At 68.4% G+C, this 22,976-nt stretch carries 20 protein-coding genes; 8 read left to right on the top strand and 12 right to left on the bottom strand.

Translation table 11 applies throughout. The annotated features are described in order from the left end of the window. Positions 1 to 51: 51 nt before the first annotated feature. Both LKD76_RS28390 and LKD76_RS28395 read right to left on the bottom strand, forming a co-directional pair. Positions 52 to 696 (bottom strand): dihydrofolate reductase family protein, encoded by a 645-nt coding sequence (locus tag LKD76_RS28390; protein ID WP_227984456.1) that lies wholly within the window; start codon positions 694 to 696, stop codon positions 52 to 54. Between the two features lie 63 nt (positions 697 to 759). Beyond that, positions 760 to 1,419: a dihydrofolate reductase family protein gene (locus LKD76_RS28395; protein ID WP_227984457.1), complete on the bottom strand. Its 660-nt coding sequence runs from the start codon at positions 1,417 to 1,419 to the stop codon at positions 760 to 762. A gap of 88 nt (positions 1,420 to 1,507) precedes the next feature. Here LKD76_RS28395 and LKD76_RS28400 point away from each other — a divergent pair, with 88 nt between their 5' ends. The 6 genes from LKD76_RS28400 (at position 1,508) to LKD76_RS28425 (ending at position 8,395) form a co-directional block, all read left to right on the top strand. Further along, a complete protein-coding gene (locus LKD76_RS28400) occupies positions 1,508 to 2,014 on the top strand; it encodes a winged helix-turn-helix transcriptional regulator (RefSeq protein WP_227984458.1) in 507 nt (168 codons plus the stop codon). 236 nt (positions 2,015 to 2,250) lie between these two features. Further along, the gene (locus LKD76_RS28405) at positions 2,251 to 3,030 is read left to right on the top strand and encodes a metallophosphoesterase (protein WP_227984459.1); all 780 of its coding nucleotides are present in this window, start codon (positions 2,251 to 2,253) and stop codon (positions 3,028 to 3,030) included. Between the two features lie 67 nt (positions 3,031 to 3,097). Further along, positions 3,098 to 4,576: a flavin-containing monooxygenase gene (locus tag LKD76_RS28410; protein ID WP_227984460.1), complete on the top strand. Its 1,479-nt coding sequence runs from the start codon at positions 3,098 to 3,100 to the stop codon at positions 4,574 to 4,576. A gap of 40 nt (positions 4,577 to 4,616) precedes the next feature. Further along, positions 4,617 to 6,752 carry an ABC transporter ATP-binding protein gene (locus tag LKD76_RS28415; protein WP_227984461.1) on the top strand — a complete coding sequence of 712 codons (2,136 nt, stop codon included), beginning with the start codon at positions 4,617 to 4,619 and terminating at the stop codon, positions 6,750 to 6,752. Beyond that, positions 6,749 to 7,489 (top strand): energy-coupling factor transporter transmembrane component T family protein, encoded by a 741-nt coding sequence (locus LKD76_RS28420; protein ID WP_227984462.1) that lies wholly within the window; start codon positions 6,749 to 6,751, stop codon positions 7,487 to 7,489. The genes LKD76_RS28415 and LKD76_RS28420 overlap by 4 nt, the downstream gene beginning before the upstream one ends. 255 nt (positions 7,490 to 7,744) lie before the next feature. Next, positions 7,745 to 8,395, top strand: coding sequence for a DUF8020 domain-containing protein (locus LKD76_RS28425; protein ID WP_227984463.1), 651 nt, complete (start codon positions 7,745 to 7,747; stop codon positions 8,393 to 8,395). An 81-nt stretch (positions 8,396 to 8,476) separates the two neighbouring features. Here the strand turns inward: LKD76_RS28425 and LKD76_RS28430 are convergent, their stop codons facing one another. The 4 genes from LKD76_RS28430 to LKD76_RS28445 form a co-directional block, all read right to left on the bottom strand. Next, positions 8,477 to 10,828 (bottom strand): ATP-dependent DNA ligase, encoded by a 2,352-nt coding sequence (locus tag LKD76_RS28430; protein ID WP_227984464.1) that lies wholly within the window; start codon positions 10,826 to 10,828, stop codon positions 8,477 to 8,479. Positions 10,829 to 10,923: 95 nt separating this feature from the next. Further along, complete coding sequence (locus tag LKD76_RS28435) at positions 10,924 to 11,202, bottom strand: antitoxin (protein ID WP_227984465.1); 279 nt, start codon at positions 11,200 to 11,202, stop codon at positions 10,924 to 10,926. A 32-nt stretch (positions 11,203 to 11,234) separates the two neighbouring features. Beyond that, complete coding sequence (locus LKD76_RS28440) at positions 11,235 to 12,398, bottom strand: MBL fold metallo-hydrolase (protein ID WP_372465942.1); 1,164 nt, start codon at positions 12,396 to 12,398, stop codon at positions 11,235 to 11,237. Next, complete coding sequence (locus LKD76_RS28445) at positions 12,398 to 13,123, bottom strand: enoyl-CoA hydratase (protein ID WP_227984466.1); 726 nt, start codon at positions 13,121 to 13,123, stop codon at positions 12,398 to 12,400. Before LKD76_RS28445 ends, LKD76_RS28440 begins: the two co-directional genes overlap by 1 nt. An 83-nt stretch (positions 13,124 to 13,206) precedes the next feature. Here LKD76_RS28445 and LKD76_RS28450 point away from each other — a divergent pair, with 83 nt between their 5' ends. Then, positions 13,207 to 14,448 carry an NAD(P)-binding domain-containing protein gene (locus tag LKD76_RS28450; protein WP_227984467.1) on the top strand — a complete coding sequence of 414 codons (1,242 nt, stop codon included), beginning with the start codon at positions 13,207 to 13,209 and terminating at the stop codon, positions 14,446 to 14,448. A gap of 33 nt (positions 14,449 to 14,481) precedes the next feature. Here the strand turns inward: LKD76_RS28450 and LKD76_RS28455 are convergent, their stop codons facing one another. Beyond that, complete coding sequence (locus tag LKD76_RS28455; protein ID WP_227984468.1) at positions 14,482 to 15,336, bottom strand: aldo/keto reductase; 855 nt, start codon at positions 15,334 to 15,336, stop codon at positions 14,482 to 14,484. Positions 15,337 to 15,646: 310 nt separating this feature from the next. Between LKD76_RS28455 and LKD76_RS28460 the strand changes: the two genes are divergently transcribed. After that, positions 15,647 to 16,090, top strand: a complete 444-nt coding sequence (locus LKD76_RS28460) for a hypothetical protein (protein WP_227984469.1) — start codon at positions 15,647 to 15,649, stop codon at positions 16,088 to 16,090. Positions 16,091 to 16,104: 14 nt separating this feature from the next. On the opposite strand, the gene LKD76_RS28465 is transcribed toward LKD76_RS28460, so the two are convergent. The 5 genes from LKD76_RS28465 to LKD76_RS28485 all read right to left on the bottom strand — a co-directional run bounded on the left by LKD76_RS28465 (position 16,105) and on the right by LKD76_RS28485 (position 22,879). After that, complete coding sequence (locus LKD76_RS28465; protein WP_227984470.1) at positions 16,105 to 17,646, bottom strand: carboxyl transferase domain-containing protein; 1,542 nt, start codon at positions 17,644 to 17,646, stop codon at positions 16,105 to 16,107. 96 nt (positions 17,647 to 17,742) lie between these two features. Continuing rightward, positions 17,743 to 18,345: a GTP-binding protein gene (locus LKD76_RS28470; protein WP_174372252.1), complete on the bottom strand. Its 603-nt coding sequence runs from the start codon at positions 18,343 to 18,345 to the stop codon at positions 17,743 to 17,745. Then, entirely contained in the window at positions 18,326 to 18,700 is a 375-nt protein-coding gene (locus LKD76_RS28475) for a DUF742 domain-containing protein (protein ID WP_227984471.1), read from the bottom strand. The genes LKD76_RS28470 and LKD76_RS28475 overlap by 20 nt, the downstream gene beginning before the upstream one ends. A 7-nt stretch (positions 18,701 to 18,707) precedes the next feature. Continuing rightward, on the bottom strand, positions 18,708 to 19,121 hold the full coding sequence (locus LKD76_RS28480; RefSeq protein WP_011207200.1) for a roadblock/LC7 domain-containing protein: 414 nt from the start codon (positions 19,119 to 19,121) through the stop codon (positions 18,708 to 18,710). Continuing rightward, positions 19,118 to 22,879, bottom strand: a complete 3,762-nt coding sequence (locus LKD76_RS28485) for a sensor histidine kinase (RefSeq protein ID WP_227984472.1) — start codon at positions 22,877 to 22,879, stop codon at positions 19,118 to 19,120. The genes LKD76_RS28480 and LKD76_RS28485 overlap by 4 nt, the downstream gene beginning before the upstream one ends. Positions 22,880 to 22,976: the final 97 nt, after the last annotated feature.

Consider the following 22,976-nt stretch of genomic DNA (forward strand, 5'->3'; position numbering starts at 1 on the left):
GCGGGTGCCTGAACCGCTACTCACAGCGGCTTGCCGACTCCGATTCCGTGGTCACCTACGGAAGGTCAGGTGCGTCGTACCGCTCTCGGCGGTCTCGGCCTCGACGTCATAGCGCGACTCCAGACCGCGCAGGTCATCCCACAGACGTGCGCCACGGCCGAGGAGGATGGGCGCGACGGCGACGTGCAGTTGATCGATGAGCCCGGCTTCGAGGAATTCACGCACGACGGTTACGCCACCGCCGACGCGAATGTCCTTGTCTCCGGCGGCGGCACGCGCGCGATCGAGCGCCTCTTCGGGGGTCGCGGTGAGGAAATGGAAGGTCGTACCACCGGCCATCTCGATGGATGGCCGCGGCGCGGTGTGGGTCAGCACGAAAACCGGGACATGGAATGGCGGTTCGTCCCCCCACCAGCCTTTCCACTCGGGATCGTCGGGGAAGTTGTGCAACCCGAACATTCCCGCACCCATGATTTCCGCGCCGACCTCGGCGAAGTACGCCTGCGCGTATCGGTCGTCGACCCCGGTGGTGCCTTCGCCCGAGGTGTCGTGGAGGACTCTTTCGCGAAACGTGCGCGTCGCGGTGTAGGCGCCGACCAACCGTGACCAGTCCTCGCCCATCGGGTTTTCGGGCGTCTGATCCGTTGTGGTGGCGAATCCGTCGAGGGAGATGTTGAGGTCCACCCGGACAGTCATTGCTACTTCCTTCTCGGTGCTGTCGAGGAGATCGGGTCCTGATGCGGCGTCCCGATTCGTCCGTTATTCGCCGCTGCGTCCACGGCGGTTCCAGAACTGATGCACAACCCCGTTCGGCGTTGCCACGGATTCGATGTCGAATCGCTCGTGGATCTTGCCGAGCCCGTCCCACAGCGGGGTTCCACTGCCTACCACCACGGGCACGATGGCCAGGTGCATGAAGTCGATGAGGTCCGATTCGAGGAATTGGCGCACGGTCGACGGCCCACCACCGATGCGGATGTCGCCGCCGGCGGCGAGTTCCCGCGCGTAATCGAGCGCCCCGGCGGCATCGGCGTCGAGGAAGTGGAATGAGGTCCCGTTCTCGAAGCTGATCGGTTCATGGGCGTGGTGGGTGAGAACCACGACAGGGGTACGGAACGGCGGTTCGTCGCCCCACCAGCCACGCCAACCATCCGAGGGCCAGGGACCGCGCTGCGGCCCGAACTTGCCGCGCCCCATGATCTCCACGCCGACACCTTGTCCCCAGACGCTGGTGAATGTGCGATCAGCCGTGATCGGCGCGTCCGCGTTGTGGATGCCGGCGATGACCCTGCCGTCGAATGCCCCGAACAACTCGCCCGCGCCCCCGATCGGCTCGTCGAGAGTGATGGTGTTGCCGGCGGCGTAACCATCCAGCGAAACGTTGAGCAGGTCGACTCGGACTCTGGGGTGACGCGACATGGATCTCCCTAAGTGGTTGCATTTCACAATCGCTACACGGAGCATAGAGTAGTGGAGTTGCGTTTTGCAATCACTCTGGAGGTGAGAGATGTTCCGGAGCCCTCGATCGGGCTGCGCGATCAACGCCGCCGTCGAAGTACTCGGCGATCAGTGGACGATCATCGTGTTGCGCGACATCGTCTTCGGCGGGCGTCGACATTTCCGCGAGCTTCTCTCCCGCAATGACGAAGGCATCGCCTCCAACATCCTGGCGGATCGCCTCCGGCGGCTGGTCTCCTCCGGATTGCTCACCCGCGACGACGCGGCGCGAGGACAGAAGGCCGCCTATCGGCTCACCGCCGCGGCCATCGACACCGTGCCGATCATGGTGGCGTTGGGACAGTGGGGCGTGCGGTACCGCGAAACCACTCCCGAACTGGCGATCCGCGCGCAACTGCTCGCCGATTCGCCCGAGCTGACCGCCGATCTCATGGCCGAGCTCCGCGAAATCCACCTGAACATTCCACGCCCGGACCCGCACAAGGCGCTGGCCTCGACACGACTGACCGAGGCGTACGAACGCGTGCGCGCGCGGCAACGCGACGCCGGAGCGTAATCGGAAATATTCATAGCTCATCAATATTCATAGCTCATCGACATAATCCGTGGCGAGCATCATGGAGACTACGGACCGCGGGCCTTCTAGGCTGGATGAGTGTGTGCCGCGAACGGCACACCGCAGGCGACCGATGCGAACGGCCCGGGGCCGACGCCGCAGGGATTCACGCAGGTTCGCGCAGGCCGCTACCCGGTACGGGCGCAATGGTGCGATCCCACGAGAAAGCGGACGCCATGATGCTGTTGGCACAGATCAGCGACACCCACTTCGATCTGACACCGCACAACGCCGAACGTGTCGCCACGGTTCTCGGCTACCTGGATCGATTACCGCGACGACCCGACGCCATTCTCGTGACCGGCGACCTCACCGAATCCGGCACCGCGGCCCAGTACGAGCAGGCCCAGAAGGTCCTCTGCACCGATATCCCGCTGTACGTCCTGCCGGGCAACCACGACGACCGCGCGAATCTGCGCCGCGGCCTGCTGGACGAACCCGCGACCGACGGGCCGGTCAACCAGGCCGTCGAGCTCGGCGACCTGACCGTGGCGCTGCTGGACTCCACCGTCCCCGGTTCCGGCGGCGGCGCGCTGGGCGAGCACACCTACGCCTGGCTGGACCGGTTGCTCGCCCGCACGCCCGCCGACAGCTCGATACTGGTGGCGCTTCATCATCCGCCGATGCCGATGTATTCCACGGTCGTCGATCCGATCCGGCTGGCGGATCCCGAGCGCCTCGAGCGCACCGTCGCCGTCGACGATCGCATCCTCGGCGTCCTCGCCGGACATATGCACGCCATGGGCGTCACCCTCTTCGGCGGGCGGCCACTGGTGGTGGCCCCGAGCGTGGCCTCGGCGATCGGCGGGGAATGGGAGGTCCACACCCCCGGCGAGGTTCCGATCGATTACGCACCCGATCCGTCGGTGGTCCTGCACGCGGTCGACGGGCGACGACTGACCTCGATCCTGCGCCCGGTGCCGATGGGCGGACGAATCCCGATTCAGCCCTGCTGATCGGGCATCCCGGCGGGCCGCGCGCGCCTACAGTGAAGATACTGTTCTCGATTCGAGGAGCGCGCGCATGTCCGCGACCATGCCTTCGGTGATCGTCGTCGGAGCCGGATTCGGCGGTCTCGGCGCGGCAATCGAGTTGCGGCGCAATGGTTTCGACGACATCACCATCTTGGAGCGGGCGCACGACCTGGGCGGGGTGTGGCGGGAGAACACCTATCCCGGCGCCGCCTGCGACGTCCCCTCGCCGCTGTACTCGTTCTCCTACGAGCCGAAGCCGGATTGGCCGCATCGCTACTCCGGCCAGGCCGACATCCTGGGTTATCTGCACACGGTGGCCACGAAATACCGGCTGCTCGACCGGATCGAGTTCGATGCCGAGGTCACCGAGGCCCGATTCGACGAATCCGCCGAACGATGGACGGTCCGCACCGCGGACGGGACGATCCGGACCGCCGATGTGCTGATCTGCGCGGTCGGCCAGCTTTCCCGACCGCGGATGCCGGATATCGCGGGGATCGACAGCTTCACCGGGCCGTCGTTCCACTCGGCGCGATGGGATCACGCGGTGGACCTGACCGGTAGGCGGGTCGCGGTGATCGGAACCGGCGCCAGCGCAATTCAATTCGTACCGGCCATCGCCCCTGTCGTGGAGCGGCTGACCCTGTTCCAGCGCACGGCGGCGTGGGTGGTGAGCCGCACCGACCGCGCCTACCACCCGGTGCATCACGCGCTGTTCCGGTACGTGCCCGGGCTGCGCCTGGCCCAGCGACTGTGGGTGTGGTGCTTCCTGGAGTTCTTCGCACTGGGACTGGCCGCCATACCGCCGATCCGGCGGATCGCGACCTGGCTCGGCACCCGCGCGCTGCGCCAGGATGTGCCCGATCCCCGATTGCGCGAGAAGCTGACCCCCGACTATCCGGTGCTCTGCAAGCGGGTGCTGTTCTCCAACGAGTACTACCCGGCGCTGACACGGCCGAATGTGGACGTGGTCACCGACCACATCGCCGAGGTGGTGCCGGACGGGATCCGCACCTCCGACGGGACCGTGCACCCGGCCGATGTGATCATCTACGGCACCGGTTTCAAGGGCAGCGAATTCCTCTGGCCGATACGGATCTTCGGCCGCGGCGGGCTGGAACTGGAGAAGGTCTGGGACGAGGGAGCCCGCGCCTACCTCGGAATGGCGGTGCCGGGGTTCCCGAATCTGTTCCTCATGTACGGACCCAACACCAATCTGGGTATCGGCTCGATCGTTTACATGATCGAATGTCAGGCCCGCTACATCCGCCAGGCGGTGCGCTATCTGAGCGAGCATCCCGGTTCCCGGCTGGAGGTCAAGGCGGAGACCGCCGCCGCCTTCGACGCGCACACCCAGCGCCGTTTGCTCCGCACACCGTGGACCGCCTGTTCGAGCTGGTATCGCAATGCCGCCGGCCGCATCACCAACAACTGGCCGGGCACCGTCACCGCGTACCGATTGCGCACCCGAACCTTGCGGCCCGACGACTACCTCACCGATACCCCCGACCCGATCACCACACCGTGAGCGGGGGCCCGCCCGTCGCCGGTACTGGCAGACTTGAGCCGTGACCGCGCCATCAACCGCCGGCGCCGAGCCGCGTATCCACCACGGCCCGCTGCGCCCCGTCGAACTCGCCACCGCGGCGGTTCTCGGTGGGGTGACCGTCGGACTGGTGACCATCGGTTCGGTCGTCCCGTATGCCGCCGCCCTCAATCTCGTCGCCGCGGTGCCGATGGGATTGCTGGCCCAGCGGTATCGCCTGCGGGCCATCCTCGGCGCGACCGTGGCGGCCACGCTGGTGAGCTTCGTGGCGGCCGGGTTGGTACCGGCCTCCACCGTGGTCAGCGCGGCCACGATCGGCGGAATCATCGGCACGGTCAAACGCCGGCACCGCGGTCTGTTCACGGTGTTGTGCGTATCGACGCTGGCCGGTCTGTGCTGGGCCGCGTTCTCGGTGGGCATGCTGTTCCTGTTCGCCGCCTCGCGGCGGCTGGTCTTCGACAACATCCGCAATATCGCCCAGGGCATCGAGCATCTGCTGTCGCGGCAGCCGCAGCTGGAATCGCTCGGCCGGGCGGTCGTCTCGATCACCGACAGCGTGCTGAGCTGGTGGTGGCTCTACATCGGGGTGGGCGTCCTCGCGGGGGTGGTCCTGACCGCGGTGTTCTCCTGGTTCGTCCTCGGCTCGGTACTCGACCGGCTGGAATGGCTGCCGGGCCGGGACAAGCTGGACGCCCCGGACGACAACCGGCCGGTCGCCCCGCTGCCGGTGCGGTTGCGCGCAGCCTCGTTCCGGTATCCGGGTGCGCGCGACAACGCGTTGACCGACATCGATCTGACCGTCGAGATCGGGGAATTCGTGGCGGTGGTCGGACACAACGGATCCGGCAAATCGACGCTGACCCGGCTGCTCGCCGGACGCCCGCCCACCGGCGGCACCGTCGAACGCCCGGGCTCGGCCGGACTGGGCGTGAGCGGCGGCACCGCACTGGTACTGCAGCGACCGGAGAGTCAGACCCTGGGCGTCCTGGTCGCCGACGACGTGGTGTGGGGGCTACCGGCCGAGTCCGCCCGCGCGGTGGATATCGACGCACTGCTGTGCGAGGTCGGGCTCGATGGGCTCGGCGACGCGGAGACCGCCACTCTGTCCGGCGGCCAGCAACAGCGGCTGGCGGTCGCGGCGGCGCTGGCCCGCGATCCGGCACTCCTGGTCGCCGACGAGGCCACCTCGATGATCGATCCCGACGGCCGCCGCGAACTGGTCGCGCTGCTGGCCGGATTGCCGGCCCGGCACCGCATGGCGGTCGTGCTGGTCACCCACCACGAGGCCGATGCCGCGGCAGCGGATCGGGTCATCCACCTGTCCGGCGGCCGCCAGGTCGATCGCCTGCCGAGTTGGCCACGACCGGCGCACAGCAAGCGCAGCCGGCCGATCGGTGAGCCGCTGCTGGAGATGCGCGACGTACGCCACACCTACAACCGCGGCACACCGTGGGCCGCGCCCGCCCTGCGCGGTGTGGACCTGACCGTCTATCGCGGTGAGACATTGCTCGTCGTCGGCGGCAACGGCTCCGGGAAATCGACCCTGGCCTGGATCATGGCCGGACTGGTGGTGCCGACCACGGGCAGCTGCAGACTGCGCGACCACAGTGGTGCGCGTCCGGTGCACAAGCGCATCGGCGATGTCGAACTGGCCTTCCAGCATTCCCGGCTGCAACTGCAACGCCAGACCGTCGGCGCCGAGATCGAGGATTGGGGTGGCCACGGCACCGGCTCCGGCGCGGTGGGGCGCGCGCTCGACGAGGTCGGACTGGATCGAGCGATGGCTTCGCGATCGATCGAGGAGCTGTCCGGCGGTCAGGCCAAGCGGGTGGTCCTCGCGGCGATCGTGGCCAGCCGCCCGCAGGTGGTGGTGCTCGACGAGCCGCTGGCCGGACTCGATCCGCAGGGCCGCGCCGAGGTGGTGGAACTCCTTGCCCGGCTCCGTGATTCGGGCCTGACCCTGATCGTCATCTCCCACGATGTGGCGGATATGGAAAGTGTCTGCGATCGCACCGTCCACCTGCAGTCGGGGCGGATCCTGGAAGCCCAGCCCGCGGCGGTGCTCGCCGATGATCCGGCGACGACCACCGACCCCTCCGGCACTCGGCGCCGCGCGCACGGTCACCGGCACGGCGATGCGCTGGGGGGTGCGCGATGAGCATGGTGCTCCTGCGGGTGGTACCGGTCGACAGCCCGATTCATCGGCTGTGGGCCGGGACGAAGATGATCGCGGCCTTCCTGATCAGCCTGGTGCTGATGTTCTGGCCGGCCTGGCCGGTGCTCGGCGTGATGGTCGCCTTCCTGGTGGTGATCGCGCTCCTGGCGCGGCTGCCGCTGGGCACACTGCCGCGGCTGCCGTGGTGGTTCTGGGCGCTCATCGTGCTCGGCGGCCTGATCACGGTGCCGACCGGCGTCGACGGGGTACTGCGCTATCTCCAGGTCACGCTGTTCGCGCTGGTGCTGCTCACGACCTCGTTCCTGATCGCCTGGACCACGCCGATGAGCGAGATCGCCCCCGCGCTGGCGAAGCTGGGCGCGCCGTTGCGGGCCCTGCGGATTCCGGTCGACGAATGGGCGGTCGTGGTGGCGCTGACCCTGCGCGGCCTGCCACTGCTCCTGGACGAGATCCGCATTCTGCGCGCCGCTCGTCGCCTGCGCCCCAAGGACGGTGGCATGGCACGCGGATCCGCGAATCCGCTGGTGGACATCCTCACCGCCGCCATGGCGGTCGCCACCCGGCGGGCCGGCGAGTTGGGTGAGGCCATCACCGCACGCGGTGGAACCGGTGAGCTGACCGCTCATCCGGCCGGTCCGAGCCGAGCCGATTTCGTCGCGCTCGCGATTGCCGTGATGGTGTGCGCGGGGGCCGTCCTGATCACCATCGTGCTGCTGTAATTCGACCGTATTCGACTGGCGGCGAACATCCGGCGATCTACGCCGAAAACGGGCAAACATATTTCCTTTGCGAATTACCAAGTCAGGCGCTCGAATTCGCTACCCTTTGCCACTCAGTGAAGGTACGGTTACATCCGTGAGTTAGCCGGGCTACGGCTCTACGCGCACTTGTGGTGTGACATGTCGGGGGTATCGGTTCTGCGCGCGTCGTTTTCGGCTGCACGGTTTTTCTTCCTGATGAAGATTGGAAACGGAATGATTCTGCGCAAGTTCGCTGCCGTCGTTCTGCCGGCAGTGGTCGCCGTCGCCCTCGGGGCCGGCACCGCCCATGCCGATTCCAGCGCACCGCAGGTGCGTTACGAGTCGAAGTTGGTCGGCAACACCGTCGAGACCACACTCGACGGCGGCTTCTTCCGCGTCGGCGCCGACGGACGGACCGTCGATGTCACCGACGCGACGGGCCACCCCCTGATCACTCTCCCGTTGTCCATCCGGCAGGACGGACTGGAATATCCCCTGCCACACCAGGTTCGCAACGATGCGCGGGTGCTGGATCTGACTGTGGTGAAGGATGCCGCCGCGGCCCGCCCGGTGCGGGCGGCACCGGTGGCTTCCATGCGGGAGAACCAGGACGCGATGAATGCCTTCGCGACCCAATTCGGGATCGCCACGGCCATCGGCGGATTCATCGGCACCGCGATCGGCGCGGGTATCGGCCTGGTGGTCGGGGCCGCGGCCGGCGGTATCGGCGCGATTCCCGGATTCATCACCGGCGCCAGCGTCGGCGCCATCATCGGCACCGTGGTCGTCGGCGGACCGACACTGGTCATCGCCGCGATCGATCTCGTCAACACACTCGCCGCGGCGCCCGGAACCACCAAGTGGAACGAGGTCTACGCCTACTGATTCCCTCGGCCCGCCCGGGTACTCGGCGCCCGGCGACCTCCCGACCGGGGTCGCCGGGCGCCACGCTCGGCCGGTCTCGGATCAGGGTCGGCGTCGCGCTGATGGCGCCTGTTCGCCGGGCGCCTCGCCGTCCTCCCCCAACCACGCCGGATGCCACAACCGTCCGGAGTCGGTCCAGTTCATGTACCGCACTGTGCCCGTCAGTTTCGGCGTCGCCCAGACCGCGTCCTTGCGTTCGTCAGCGGTGAGCTCGTTGACGAACGGGCTGGTTTCGCGCCGCAGCCGACGCAGGCGCGGGGTGAGTTCGGCCATCGCCCGATCACTGAATCCGGTGCCGACGCGGCCGATGTAGTACAGCTCGCCCTCGTGCCGAACGCCGACCAGTAGCGACGCGAATTCCCGTGCGGCACTGCGCCGCCAGCCGCCGACGATCACCTCCTGCGTGCGCCAGTTGCGAGTCTTGATCCAGGTCTGCCCGCGCCGGCCGGGCAGATACACCGAATCCTTACGCTTGGCCACCACCCCCTCGAGTTCGTGTTCGCGACTGTAGGCCAGCGCCTCGGCGCCCCCGCCTTCCAGTCGCGGCGGCACCAGGAGTGACGGTGCGCGGGCGGCCAATGCCTCCAGCACCCGCCGTCGATCGGCGTAACGTTTGCGAAGCAGTGAGGTGCCGTCCAGATACAGCACATCGAAGGCGACGAGTACGGCCTGCGCCGCATTCGACTGCAGCAGCGCCAGATTCGCGACTCCCCGCTCGTCGAAGACCACCGCCTCGCCGTCGAGTACGACCCGATGGCCGCGGAGTTCACGGCCGAGCGAGGCCAGCCGCGGATAGCGATCGGTCACCGTATTGCCCGCGCGGCTGCGCACCACCACGGTCCCGTCATCGATTTCGGTGATGACCCGGAATCCGTCCCACTTGGTCTCGAAAACCCAATCGCGCGCACCGAGTTTCGCGACATCACCGGGGGTCGCCAGCATCGGTGACAATCCACGCGGCAGGTCGGCCGAACCTCTCAGACGACCACTGCCCGCACCGCGGACCGGCTCTACCGAGGCATCGCCGCCGGATTCGGATGCCTCGTCCGTCTCGGCCGCCTGCGACTTCATCAGATGCATCAGCCACTGTGTGCCGCCGGTGCGGATGAATGCGTATCGGCCCGTGAGACGTTCGCCGTGAAATCGCACGATGACCTCGTCGTCACGCCATTTCTCGGTCTCATAGGTACCGGAATCCCAGACCGTCATCCGGCCGGCGCCGTACTCACCGCGCGGAATGGAGCCGTGGAAATCGAGATACTCCAGCGGATGATCCTCGGTGTGCACGGCCAGCCGGTTCTCCGACGGCGAGGTCGGCGGCCCCTTCGGCACCGCCCACGACACCAGCACACCGTCGCGTTCGAGGCGCACATCCCAGTGCAGCCGCCGCGCATGATGTTCCTGCACCACGTAGCGATTCCCCGGTCCGGCCGCGGGCGGCCCTTTCGGCACCGGTTCGGGTGTCCGGCCCGGATCGCGCATCGACCGATAGGTCTGCAACGGATCCGGCGCATCGGACTCGTTCCCCGCGGCGGGATCGAGCCCCGCGAGCAGGTCACCATCGGCCCGCCAGCGCTCGATCACCTCGTCGAAACGCAACTGGCGCAGATTCTTCCGATCCGCGATCTCGTCCCAGCTGCGCGGCGCGGCCACCGTCGGATGGTCCCGGCCACGCAGTGAATACGGCGCGATGGTGGTTTTCGACGGGTTGTTCTGACTCCAGTCCAGAAAGATCTTGCCCGGCCGTGCCGCCTTCGCCATCGTCGCCGTCACCAGCTTGGGATGTAGCTGTTCCAGGCCGGTGGCCAGCTGTTTGGCGACCGTCGACGCCCCGCCGGGACCGAGCACCCGGTCCAGCGGCACGTAGACGTGTATTCCCTTACTTCCACTGGTGACCGGGTAGGCGTCGAGTCCGGCATCGCGCACGGTGTCGCGAATCCACAGGGCCACCGACGCGCAATCGGCGAGTTCCACTCCGGGGCCGGGATCCAGATCGAAGACCAGGCGGGTCACCGGACCCGGCGACGCACCGGCGAAACGCCATTGCGGCACATGTATTTCCAGCGCCGCCTGCTGTCCCAGCCAGGCCAGCCCGGCCACCGAATCGATGACCGGATACTGCACCCGACGACCGGAATGTTCGATCGATCGGCGTGCGATCCACTTCGGTGCGTGCGCTGCCAGATTCTTCTCGAAGAACGATGATTCGCCCACACCGTTGGGCCACCGCTTGCGCGTCACCGGGCGATCGGCGATATGGGGCAGCAGGGCCGGGGCGATGGTGGTGAAGTACTCGACCACCTCCCCCTTGGTGGTGCCGGTCGCCGGATACAGGACCTTGTCGAGGTTGGTCAGACCGACCTCGATGCCCCCGAAATCGCGGCGCGCCGCCATATCCGCAGTGTAGAGGGAGAACGGGCCCCGCCGGAGGAGCGAAACCTCCGATGGGACCCGTCGTCGCTCGGCGAGTGACTTCGCCTGTGTCCCGCTCAGCCCTCCGGCGGCTGCGGCGCCTGCGGCGGCGTGGCCGGTGGGGTCTGCGGAGTCTGCGGCGGTTCGGGCGTCGGGGTGGTGCCGCCGTCCTGCTCCGGGATGCTCTTCTTGATGGCGTCGGTGCCCTTGCCGATGTGATCGGAGTACTTTCCGCCGGTCTTCTCGTTGATGAAGCCACCAGCCTTGTCGACGGCACCGTGGATCTTCTCGGCATTCTCGGAGGCGACATCGCGCCCCTTGCCCATCAAGCCCTTGAGCGTATCCATCAAGCTCATGAAGCCCACTCCTCCACTCGTCGATTGTGTTCCTAGCGCACATCCTCCCACCACGAGACCTGCGGTGATGCCGCATTTGTATCAATCCGCTCGCCCGGGAGGGGCACTGTGACCGGAGTACCCGCCGCGCGGGCAGCGGTAACCAGTCGACGGACAGGTTCCGACCAACCGTGGAAGGCCAGATTGAAGGTGGCCCAGTGGATGGGCACCAGCATCCCGTACCGCGCGTCGCCGACGCATACATCGGCGTGGGCGCGCACGGCCTCCTCGGGGTTCATGTGCACATCCGGCCAGTGCACGTCGTAGGCGCCGATCGGCAGCAGCGTCAGATCGAACGGGCCGTAGGTGGCGCCGATCTCCGCGAACGCCTTGGTGTAGCCGGTGTCGCCACCGAAGTAGGCCCGCCGGCGCGGCCCCGCGAACACCCACGATGCCCACAGTGTGGTGTTGCGGGTCAGGCCGCGGCCGGAGAAGTGCCGCGCCTCGGTGCAGGTGACGGTCAGTTCGCCGCCATCGGCCCGGGTGATCGACGTCGAAGTGCCCCAGTCCAATTCGATGATGCGCGCGTCGGGCACCTGCCACTTCCGCAGATGTGCGCCGATCCCGATGGGCACCACGAAAGGCGCGTCCTGACTCGCCACGAGCGCCCGCACGGTCTCGCGATCGAGGTGGTCGTAGTGGTCGTGCGAGATGACCACCGCGTCGACGGGCGGCAGCTCCGACAGCGGCGCCGGCACCGGATGCAGGCGAGCCGGCCCGACCAGCGGCGACGGCGAGACCCGCTCACTCCAGACCGGATCGGTGAGGACGCGGAAGCCGTCCACCTCGAGCAGGGCCGTGGCGTGGCCGAACCAGGTCACGGCCAGCTCGGCCGCCTGTTCCGGATGACTGGCGGTCGCCAGCGGGATATCCGCCGGCGGCCGGCCCACATCACGCCGGGTCAGCGCCGACAGCAGCAGCGACAACCCGGAACCGGGCGCGATCTGCGTACTGGGCTCGGTGTTGTGGAACTGCCGGTTGCGATAGCTGGCCGACCCGGCGGCCAGCGGTGCGACGGCGGCGGCGGACGCGCCCATCTCGACGGGAATCCGCCATGCCGCCCGCGCCACCCAGCGCAGTCCGACCAACCCGGCAGCGGCCACCGCCGTGCGCCGTACCGTCGCGGCGGTACCCCTGGCGAAACCTCTGCCGGCCATCAGCGGCCCACGAACTTCGCCGCGCGCTTCTGCTCCCGCGCCAGCCGCGCCTCTTCGGCGTCGGCGCTGCGCCAGGCCGCCTCCAGGGCAGCCCGCTGTTCGGGAGTGTCCTCACCGCGAGTGCCGTCGTCGTTGAACACCAATTTCAGATGCCGCAGCGACAGCGGTGCGAGTTCGGCGATCGACTTCGCCCATTCCTGCGCGTCGGCCAGCGTCCCGATCCGGTTCGCGAAGCCGAAAGCGTATGCGTCCGAGGCCGATACCGACTCCGCACCCATCAGCACGGTACGGGCGGGACCACCGCCGATCAGGGCGGCGAGCCGGCGCACCGTCCAGCGATCCACCGAGATGCCCAGCTTCGCGGCCGGGACGGCGATATAGGAATCGGGACTCATCACCCGCAGGTCCGACGCCAGGGCCAACTGCACCCCGGCCCCCAGCGCACCGCCGTTGATCGCGGCGATGACCGGCACCGGCACCGTTTCGATCGTCCGCAGCAGGTCGACCAGTCCGGCGAGGAAATCCTGTGAGTACACCCCCGACAGATCGGCGCCCGCGCTGAAGATCGGTCCCTGACCGGTCAGCACGATCACCCGCGCATCCGCCGCCGCGGACACGACCGCATCGCGCAACGCCGCCACCAACTCGTCGTTGAGGGCGTTGCGGCGCTGCGGGCGCTGCAATTCGATGGTGACCACGTCACCATCCCGGCTCACTGCCAGCATCTGACCTCTCCCCATTCGCGCGGTTCTCGAGACCGTGGGCGTGTCTCACCACACCCGCCGGTCGGTATCGACCCTTTCACTGTATGTGGCGGACCGTTGCCGCAGCGCACCCGACGCGTACTGTGACGGCGGTGACCGAACCCGATTTCGAGATTGTGGTGATCGGCGCCGGCCAGGCCGGACTGTCGGTCGGTTATCACCTGCGGCGACTGGGCCTCACACCGGAACGCGATTTCCTGATCGTCGACCACTCTCCGGGTCCGGGTGGCGCCTGGCAGTTCCGCTGGCCCTCATTGACATTGAGCACGGTGAACCGGGTCCACGACCTGCCCGGGATGTCGTTCACCGAAACCCTGCCGCCCGGTTCGGATTCCGTGCCCGCGGCCACGGCGGTGCCGCATTACTTCGATCTGTACGAGAAGAGGTCCGAACTGAGGGTGCGGCGACCGGTTTCGGTCCGGGTGGTCTGCGACCGGGCCAGTACCGCGACCTGCCCCGGCGCCCAGGTCGACGGACTCTTGCACGTCGAGACCGAGATCTCCGAAAAGCATTCGGGCACAGCGGATTCCGTGAACGAGAGCCGGCCGGCGGCAGCACCCGGCCCGATCACCACGGTACGCACCCGCGGACTGATCAATGCGACCGGAACCTGGGAGAAACCGTTCATTCCGTACTATCCGGGCGCGGAGACCTTCGCGGGCCGGCAGCTGCACGCCCACGACTACCACAGCGCCGCCGAGTTCGCCGGCAAACATGTCGTGGTCGTCGGCGCGGGCATCTCGGCCGTCCAGCTCCTGGACGAGATCTCACAGGTCACCAGCACCACCTGGGTGTCACGGACCGAGCCACGCTGGCGCGAGGGGCCCTTCGGCCCCGAGGACGGCCGGCGGGCGGTAGCCATGGTCGAAGACCGGGTCCGGCGCGGACTGCCGCCGCGGTCGGTGGTGTCGGTCACCGGGCTGCCGGTCGACGACCGGATCCGCGCCGCTCGCGCCCGCGGCGCCCTGACCTGGCATCCGTTGTTCGCGCGGATCGAGCCGGAGGGTGTGCGCTGGGCCGACGGCACCTTCCGGCCGGCTCAGGTGATCCTGTGGGCGACCGGTTTCCGCAGCGCCCTCGATCACCTGGCGCCGCTGCGCCTGCGCGGGCCCGGCGGCGGCATCACGATGACGGGCCGGCTCGCGACCGAGGTCGCCGCCGACCCGCGCATTCACCTGATCGGATACGGCCCATCGGCCAGCACCATCGGTGCCAATCGCGCGGGCCGGGCCGCCGCCGTGGAGCTCACGCGCCACCTCGGGATCGGACACTCCGTGCCCGAGTGACTCGGTCCGGGGCTCACACTCCGGCCCTATGCCTCAGTCGAGGCCCATCGCGAAGGTGTCGGGGTCGGGGCCGACCCGGGTTCCGGTGTCGAGTGCGCTGATCGTCGTCATCTGGTCAGCGTCCAGTTCGAACCCGAAGACATCGAAATTCTCCCGGATGCGATCAGCGTGCACCGACTTCGGGATCACGATATTGCCCAGCTGCAGATGCCAGCGGATCAGCACCTGCGCGGGCGTGCGGCCGATCTGCTCGGCGATGGCGCCGACGGTGGGATCCTTCAGTTCGGCGCCCTGCCCCAGCGGGCTCCACGCCTCGGTGGCGATCCCGTGCTCGGCGTGGAACGCGCGCAGCGTCGTCTGCGCGAGCGCCGGATGCAGCTCGATCTGGTTGACCACGGGCACCTCGCCGGTCTCCGCGATCAGCCGCCGCAGATGTTCGATCTGGAAGTTCGAGACACCGATCGACCCGATCCGGCCCGCCGCCTTCAGCGACTGGAACGCGCGGAAGGTGTCGACGTACCGGTCGGCCGCCGCGACCGGCCAGTGGATCAGATACAGGTCCAGATACTCGAGCCCGAGCTTGTCCATACTCGCGTCGAACGCCCGCAGCGTGGAGTCGTAGCCCTGATCGGAGTTCCACAGCTTGGTGGTGACGAACACCTCGTCGCGCGCGAGCCCGGATTCCGCGATCGCCCGACCGACCTCGGCCTCGTTCCCGTAGGCCGCCGCCGTGTCGATACTGCGATACCCCGCTGCCAGGGCCGACGTCACAGCCTCGGCCGTCTCCCCCTCCGGCACCTGGAACACGCCGAACCCCAGCCGGGGGATCAGATGACCGTCATTGAGGATCACCGACGGGACTGGGCCGCTCTCGCTGCGAAAGGTCACCACTCCGACCGTAGAAGCGCTCGGCCGACCCGTCAACGACAGCCACCTGCGTGTTCGCAGGTGAGCATGCCGACACCGGCGTCTCCGGCCACCGGCGATCGCGGGCCGGGGGTCGGCGCGCCGGCGTCCGCGACCCGCGGTTGCCGACGATCCCGCCGTGGCGGGCCCGCGTTCCGGCCGCGACGCCGGAGCGGACGGCTTTCCAGCCACGAGAAGATGTAAAACGCTGTCGGTCAACAGGATTGGATACCGTTACCGTCGGCTGGGCCGAGTCGACGGCCGAGTCCTCGTGCGGGAAGGACACCGACAGATGACAGCGCGACGAACCGTGGCGAGATTACTGGTGTCGGCAGTGGCCGCCGTGCTGGCCTGCGGAATGGGAGCGACCGCGGCACAGGCCGACCCGCTGCCCCAGTGGGCGCCGTTCGGGACCACGTTGTACACCTTCGGCGACGCCAATTTCTGCGCGGGCACGATCGGGGTGGCCGTGGAAGCCGCACCCCGCGCGCCCGGACATGTGCTCGCGCACGTCACACCGATGGGCTACCAGCGAGGCCCCTGCGGTAATCACGTGATGCTGGGCTGGGTCGGTTCGGCCGGCGCGCGGGCCCAGGATGTCTACGTACGCACCGACGCGGCACCGGGCGAGACGGTGACGGTGGACCTGTGGATCGGGATGGGCCCGGCCAAGATCATGGCGGATACGTGGCCGATACAGGGGCCGTTCGCGGAGTGGTATCTGCTGGTGCCCTGACTCCCGGCTGTGGATCAGCCGGGAACCCCCAGGCGCCGATAACGCATCCGGCGCCCGGCTCGCAGCGAGGCGGCGGATTCCCTTCGGAGGTCCGCCAGCTCGCCGGCGATCGCGGCGACCATACGGCGCGAGAAATCGATGGGCTCGACGGCCGCGTCGGGGTTCTCGGGGACGATCCGGTCCACGATCCCGTCGGCCAGCAGATCCTCGGCCCGAATTCGCTGGGCCGCGGCGAGTTCCGGAGCATGCGCGGTGTCGCGGAAGACGATGGCACTGGCGCCCTCCGGCGGAAGTGGAGCCAGCCAGGCATGGGTGGCCGCCAGCACCCGGTCCGCGGGCAACAGCGCCAAAGCCCCGCCGCCGCTGCCCTGCCCCAGCAGCACCGACACCGTCGGGGTGTCCAGAGTGACGAGATCGGCCAGGCAGCGGGCGATTTCGGGAGCGAGACCGCGTTCCTCCGCCTCACGGGACAGCGCCGCGCCGACGGTATCGATCACCAGCACCAGCGGCAGACGCAGTTCCGCGGCGAGATGCATACTGCGGCGCGCTTCGCGTAATGCGGCCGGGCCCATGGTGTTCTCACCGGTCCGACCGGCGCGGTCGTGCCCGAAAATCACGCACGGTTCACCGCGTAGGCGGGCCAGGGCGTGCACCACGGTGCGGTCGGATTCGCCCTGACCGGTGCCGCTGAGCGGTACCCGGTCGGTGACCTGCCGCAGGAGTTCCCGAATGCCCGGACGAGCGGGATCACGAGAGATGAGAACCGATCGCCAGGCCGCCACGTCATCGGCCGTGCCCCCGGCGGAAACAGGCGCCGGCCCCGCGGCCCCGGAGCCGGGCCCCGCCGAGCCGCCGCGCCGGCGATCATCCGAAACCGCTTGGTACGCAGCGGATACCGTCACATTCAGGACCCGATGGGCGATGCGCCGGAACACCCGTACCGGAACCACACCGTCGATGACCCCGTTGCGGTACAGATTCTCCGCGGTCTGCACACCCTCGGGAAACGGCCGATCGTAGAGCGCCTCGTACACCCGCGGACCGAGGAAGCCGATCAACGCCCCGGGTTCGGCGAAGGTCATGTGCCCCAGCGAACCCCAGGACGCGAACACCCCGCCCATCGTCGGATTGCGCAGATACACCAGGTAGGGGTGACCAGCCGATTTGTGCGCGGCCAGCGCACCGGCGATCTTCACCATCTGCACGAAGGCGACGGTGCCCTCTTGCATGCGGGTACCGCCGGAGGTGGGTGAGGCCAGGAGCGGAAGTCCCGATTCGGTGGCGCGCTCGATGGCCGTGATGATCCGCTCGGCGGCGGCCACACCGATCGATCCGGCGAGAAATCCGAATTCACAGGCGACGACCGCGACCCGGCGGCCACGCAACATTCCCTCACCGGTCAGCACCGACTCGTCGGTGCCGCTGCGCTCGGCGGCAGCGGCCAGTTCCGAACGATACGCCGGCGAGGCCGAGACCTCGATCGGTTCTCGATCCCAGCTGCGATACGAACCGGGATCGAGCACACCATCGAAAAACTCACGCGCCGCGATCTTCACGCCCCGAGCGTAACCACGCCGGGCATGGAGATCCGCGGTCGTGGCGGAACCACGCGCCGACCCGACCGCCTCGCAGTGCGGCCGGTCGTCGATGTATCAGTAACCCTGAACCACTTTGCGCAGCGCGTACTCGGTGACCGAGACCAGCGCCTGCTTCACCGGCTCGCGCCGGCGTGCGTCGATCGACATGATCGGCACATCCGCCGGAACGGCCAGCGCCTGGCGGATGTCCTCCAGGGGGTACCGCGGTGCGTCGTCGAACTCGTTGATGGCCACCAGGAACGGCAGGCCGCGAGCTTCGAAGTAGTCGACGGCAGCGAAGCTGTCCTCGAGCCGTCTGGTGTCGATCAGCACTACCGCCCCGATGGCGCCACGAATCAGGTCGTCCCACATGAACCAGAAGCGGTACTGGCCGGGTGTGCCGAACAGATAAAGCACCAAATCGTCGGCGAGGCTGATCCTGCCGAAGTCCATGGCCACCGTGGTGGTGGCCTTCGTCGGCACGGCTGCCAGGCTGTCCACGCCCACACTGGCGTTGGTCACCAAAGCCTCGGTGCGTAGCGGAACAATTTCCGATACGGCACCGACCAAGGTCGTCTTACCCACACCGAAGCCACCTGCCACCACGATCTTCGCGGAGGTCGGCTTGGCGTTGCGGGTATCGACCTGGGCCGTCGAATCAAATACGCCGGAGTCCACTGAGAACCCTTTCGATCAGCTCGCGACGTTCATCGTCGCTCGAATCGTCTTTCAAAGTCGCCGAAACTCGCACATGTCCCGCCTCGATCAGGTCGGCGACAAGCACACGTGCCACCCCGATCGGAATACCCAGTCGGGCGGCCAGTTCCGCTACCGATGGCGATTCTCTGCACAACTCCACGATTGACGTCTCGATGTTGGTCAGTTCGAACTGCCGCTCGAAAGCGACCGGATGCGATGCGACAAGTGCCTCCAAGGCCAACTCCACCGTCGGCCGGGTACGACCGGCAGTCAGCGAGTACGGACGGACGAGGCTTGGCTCGGCGCTCCCCACGTGCTGGTTGTCTATGTCCATCCCACCATCAGGAACCCATCGTGACGCGAGGTGTGGCCTGAACTGTCTGGCCCACGCGCTCGACCAGCAGAGCCATCTCGTATCCCACCTGGCCGATATCGCACGACGTGTTCGTCAGCACGGCCAGGTAGGAACCGTCACCGACTGCCATGAGCAGTAGGTATCCGTGTTCCATCTCGACCACCGACTGCAGCACCGTGCCGCCTTCGAACAGGTTCGAAACGCCGACAGAGAGGCTGGCCAGACCTGCGGTCACAGCCGACAGCTGCTCGGCTCGGTCAACGGGCAATTGCGCGCTCGCGGCCATCAACAGGCCGTCCGCCGAAACCAGCACGGCATGAGCGACGCCCGGAACCTCGTTGGCGAAGTTCGAAACCAGCCAATCCAGCTGACGGTTCGTACCACCTAGATCGGGGTTCATCGGTCTCCTTTATCTCCGGTTAGGTTCATTGCTCCCATTGCGCGGCCATCCCGGACGCCCTGCTGGTGACGACTCAGACTTGACCTGATCGACTCTGGGTCGCGGTTCGTCGTCCGATCGGCCCGTCCGATGACACCACCGGGGACCAATCGATTACCCGGATCGCGCTGAGGCAATCCGGCCGCCGTCCGCTTCTCCGACGAGGTTTCCACCGCCCGCCGGGCAGCCTGCCAGCCTTCGTCACCTGGGGATTCGAAGGAGGCGGCGACTTGGGACCGGTCCGAGCTCGGGTCCGACAGCCACGCCGACATCATCTCGGCGAAGATCGGCGTACCACCCAGCGTGGGCCCGGCGTCGGCTGCGGGCTGCAGCCGGGTCTGGAAGAACGAAGCTGTCTTCTGCGTATTCGACTTGTAGCTGTGGCGGCCACGTTCGCGACCGTCACCGCCGGCGGAGTCCGCGCTCGTTCCGTCCGCGGAGCTGTCCCCCTGCGGCGCATCGCGTCCGGGCAGGCTCAGCCCCGGTGTCGGTTCCGGGCGCGGCGGCAGGCCCGCGCCGGGCTGCCGCTGCGGCAGTCCGCCCGCGGCCGAACCGCGTTGCGGGAGACCACTACCGGAATCACGCTGCGGCAAGCCGTCGCCCGACTCCCGCCGTGGCAACCCACCACCCGAATCACGCTGCGGCAAGCCGGCACCGGACTCCCGCTGCGGCAAGCCGTTACCCGACTCCCGCTGCGGCAGACCACTACCCGACTCCCGCTGTGGCAAGCCACTACCGGCGCCCCGCTGCGGCAGGGCACTACCGGAATCACGCTGCGGCAAGCCACTACCGGACTCCCGCTGCGGCAGACCGTTACCCGGCTCGCGATGCAGTCCGGTGGGTCCGGATTCACGTCCGGGCGCACCGTTGGATCCGGGTGTGCGCTGCGGCAGGCCGCCCGCGGCAGATCCTTGCTGCGCCCGGCCGTTGCCGTTCGCCGACTCCCGCTGCGGCAGACCACCACTCGCGGATTCCCGCTGCGGCAGACCGCTGGGGGCCTCGGAGGCCGGTGCGCCGTTGGTCCCCGGTGTGCGCTGCGGCAGACCGGTGGGGCCGAGTTCACGAGCCGGTGGCTTCGGCGCGGGACGTTCGTCCGCACCGCCCGGCGCCGAGGAGCCCGGCCCCCGCTGCGGCAGACCGGATCCGCCGCGCGGCGGCAGGCCACCGGCACCCGGCTCCCGCGGGGGCAGTCCCGAACCGGAATCACGCTGCGGCAGGCCACTTCCGCTCGGCGGCCGCTGCGGCAGACCGGTCGGACGGCCCGGACGCGGCGGCTGACCGGCCGCACCCGGCTGACGCTTGAGCATATTGGCGGCCAGACCGGAGGTCGGCTGCGGCGTAGTGGATCCGCCACGCTGTGGCAGGTTCGCACCCGGCTGCGAGGACGGCGACTGCGGTCCGTTGGCGCCCGGCTCGCGCTGCGGCAGCCCCGGCATACCCGATTCCGACATCCGGGTGGTCGCGTCGGCGCGCTGACCGGAGCCGGCGTCGGCGAGGGGATGACGCGCCGACGGCGCATTGGCACCGGGCTGGCGCTGCGGCAACCCACCCGGGACGGCATTGCCCGGCTGGCGCTGCGGCAGCCCACCGGCGGCCGCACCGCCGGCGGGCGCGGCGGTGCCGTTGGCCCGCACCGTGCGGTCGTCCTCGGCATCGGCGGCCGGCGAGACCGGAATCGGCCCGCTCACACCCGGATCCACCGTGACCATCATGTTGCCGCTCGGCGTCCGGGTGACGCCGCGCATCTGCATCGACGACGCCGCGGACGGGGCGGCGGGGCGCTGGGTGGGAACCGACATCTGCTCGCCGGACTGGGCCGGCACGGAGACCGAACCACCCGACGGCGCGACGATGATCGCCTTGGGCACATGCACGGTCACCGTGACACCCGGATCACGAGCGGTGTCGAAGGTCGAGCGCAGCCGGACGTTCAGACCGTGGCGCTCGGCGAGCCGGCCGACCACGAACAGACCCATGTGACGCGCGGTGTCGCGGCCGACCTCCGCGGTCGATTCCAGCCGCTTGTTGATCGCGGCCATCTCCGCGGGCGGCATGCCGATACCGCGGTCGGCGACCTCGATCAGCAGACCCTGATCGTGGGCCTGCGCGAAGGTGAACTTGACGTCGGTCTCCGGCGGCGAGGCGCGCAGCGCGTTGTCGAGCAGCTCGGCGAACAGGTGCGCCAGGTCGGAGGCCGCCGGTTCGGTGACGGCGCCGCGCGGGGTCGCGCCCAGCTTCACGCGTTCGTAGTCCTCGACCTCGGAGATGGCCGCACGCAGCACGTCGGCGATCTCGACCGGCGCGGACTTGGTGCGACGCTGCCGGGTACCGGCGAGAATCAGCAGGTTGTCGCCGTTTCGGCGCATACGGGCGGCGAGGTGGTCCAGCCGGAAGAGGTTCTCCAGCAGACGCGGATCCTTCTCGTCGTACTCCATCGCCTCGATGAGCGAGAGCTGATGGTCGACCAGCGATTTGGACCGCCGCGCCAGGGTTTCGAACATGTCGTTGACCTGGGTACGCATCGAGGCCTGATCGGCCGCCAAGCGCAGCGCCTGACCGTGGATGTCGTCGACGGCACGAGCGAGCTGGCCGACCTCTTCCTCGGTGTGCACCGGCATGGGTTCGAGCGGCACATCCTCGGGGCTGGCGCCGTCGCGCAGTCGCGAGACCTCGTAGCCGAGGTCGTGCTCGGCGACGCGCAGCGCGGCGAGGCGCAGCTTACGCAGCGGCACGATCATCGCCCGGGCGACGAGGACGGCGAAGATCAACGCGGCGAGGATCGTCAGGACAACGATGATGGCGTACTGGATCGCGCCGGCGCGCGCCGTGCTCGCCAGGTCGTCGACCTGCTTGGTGATATCCCCGGTGGAGGCGTTGACGATCTTGGTGTAGTCGGCGAGGCTGTCGACCAGCGACTGCCGGATGTCCAGGATGGGCAGCTGGCCGACGTCGACCGTCGGGCCGCTGGTCATCGAGATCCGGTTGTCGAGCAGGGTGTTCAGCTCGGCGATGGTCGGATCGCCCTCGGGGAAGCGCTTGGCCAGCAGGCCGAGCATGTACTTCTCGGTATTGGCCGCGATCTGGAAGTCGTGCAGACCACCCTTGGCGTCACCGGTGAGGGTCTTGGCGGCCGCGGCGACCTGGGAAACCTCCACCGCGCGGGTGTTCAGGGCGTCGACCAGGCGCAGCTTGGCGTTCTCGACCCCGGGGTCGGAGACCTGCGACACGATCTCCTCGACCGTGCGCACGCTGTTCTGCCGGATCGACTCTTCCTGATTGATCGCGTCGGCGAGGACCGGCGAGGGCTTGGTGCCCTGCGCGCGAACCGTCTGCGCGCCCTTGATCATCTGCTCGAGCGCATCGCGGGCGCCGGGCACACCGTCCAGCTTGCCCGCGGCCTTCTGCGCGGTCTGGATGGCGGCATCCAGCTTGGTCAGGTCAGCGTCCTGGACCAACGATTGTGTGGGGCTGATGGCGGCCATCTGGCCACCGGCCACCGTCGCGGCCGCACCACTCAGACCGGTGACCGCCGGAATCGCCTCGACGTGGTCGACCGACTGGTTCAGGTGGCTCGAGTCGCTGAACTCGGACGCGATCCTGGAAGCGCCGAGCACCACCGCGACGAGCAGCGGCACGGCCAGCACAGCCGTGACCTTCCAGCGCAGGTCCCAGTTGCCGAGCGCCCAGCGCCTCCCAACGGGCCTAGCGGCGTCACGCATCTCCAACTCACTTTCCAAACTGGCCCCAGCCACGCGCCGACAGCGAGCCTCCACGATCGCACGCGCGGCTCGATAAGCAGAACGGGCCGGGAACTGC

The sequence above is a fragment of the Nocardia spumae genome, assembly GCF_020733635.1.
Lineage (GTDB): Bacteria > Actinomycetota > Actinomycetes > Mycobacteriales > Mycobacteriaceae > Nocardia > Nocardia spumae.

Bases quoted from the DNA above. Each gene is read 5' to 3' on its own strand.
- LKD76_RS28390 (WP_227984456.1), bottom strand. From the start codon at position 696: ATGACTGTCCGGGTGGACCTCAACATCTCCCTCGACGGATTCGCCACC.
- LKD76_RS28395 (WP_227984457.1), bottom strand. From the start codon at position 1,419: ATGTCGCGTCACCCCAGAGTCCGAGTCGACCTGCTCAACGTTTCGCTG.
- LKD76_RS28400 (WP_227984458.1), top strand. From the start codon at position 1,508: ATGTTCCGGAGCCCTCGATCGGGCTGCGCGATCAACGCCGCCGTCGAA.
- LKD76_RS28405 (WP_227984459.1), top strand. From the start codon at position 2,251: ATGATGCTGTTGGCACAGATCAGCGACACCCACTTCGATCTGACACCG.
- LKD76_RS28410 (WP_227984460.1), top strand. From the start codon at position 3,098: ATGTCCGCGACCATGCCTTCGGTGATCGTCGTCGGAGCCGGATTCGGC.
- LKD76_RS28420 (WP_227984462.1), top strand. From the start codon at position 6,749: ATGAGCATGGTGCTCCTGCGGGTGGTACCGGTCGACAGCCCGATTCAT.
- LKD76_RS28425 (WP_227984463.1), top strand. From the start codon at position 7,745: ATGATTCTGCGCAAGTTCGCTGCCGTCGTTCTGCCGGCAGTGGTCGCC.
- LKD76_RS28430 (WP_227984464.1), bottom strand. From the start codon at position 10,828: ATGGCGGCGCGCCGCGATTTCGGGGGCATCGAGGTCGGTCTGACCAAC.
- LKD76_RS28435 (WP_227984465.1), bottom strand. From the start codon at position 11,202: ATGAGCTTGATGGATACGCTCAAGGGCTTGATGGGCAAGGGGCGCGAT.
- LKD76_RS28440 (WP_372465942.1), bottom strand. From the start codon at position 12,398: ATGGCCGGCAGAGGTTTCGCCAGGGGTACCGCCGCGACGGTACGGCGC.
- LKD76_RS28445 (WP_227984466.1), bottom strand. From the start codon at position 13,123: ATGCTGGCAGTGAGCCGGGATGGTGACGTGGTCACCATCGAATTGCAG.
- LKD76_RS28450 (WP_227984467.1), top strand. From the start codon at position 13,207: ATGTGGCGGACCGTTGCCGCAGCGCACCCGACGCGTACTGTGACGGCG.
- LKD76_RS28460 (WP_227984469.1), top strand. From the start codon at position 15,647: ATGACAGCGCGACGAACCGTGGCGAGATTACTGGTGTCGGCAGTGGCC.
- LKD76_RS28475 (WP_227984471.1), bottom strand. From the start codon at position 18,700: ATGGACATAGACAACCAGCACGTGGGGAGCGCCGAGCCAAGCCTCGTC.
- LKD76_RS28480 (WP_011207200.1), bottom strand. From the start codon at position 19,121: ATGAACCCCGATCTAGGTGGTACGAACCGTCAGCTGGATTGGCTGGTT.
- LKD76_RS28485 (WP_227984472.1), bottom strand. From the start codon at position 22,879: ATGCGTGACGCCGCTAGGCCCGTTGGGAGGCGCTGGGCGCTCGGCAAC.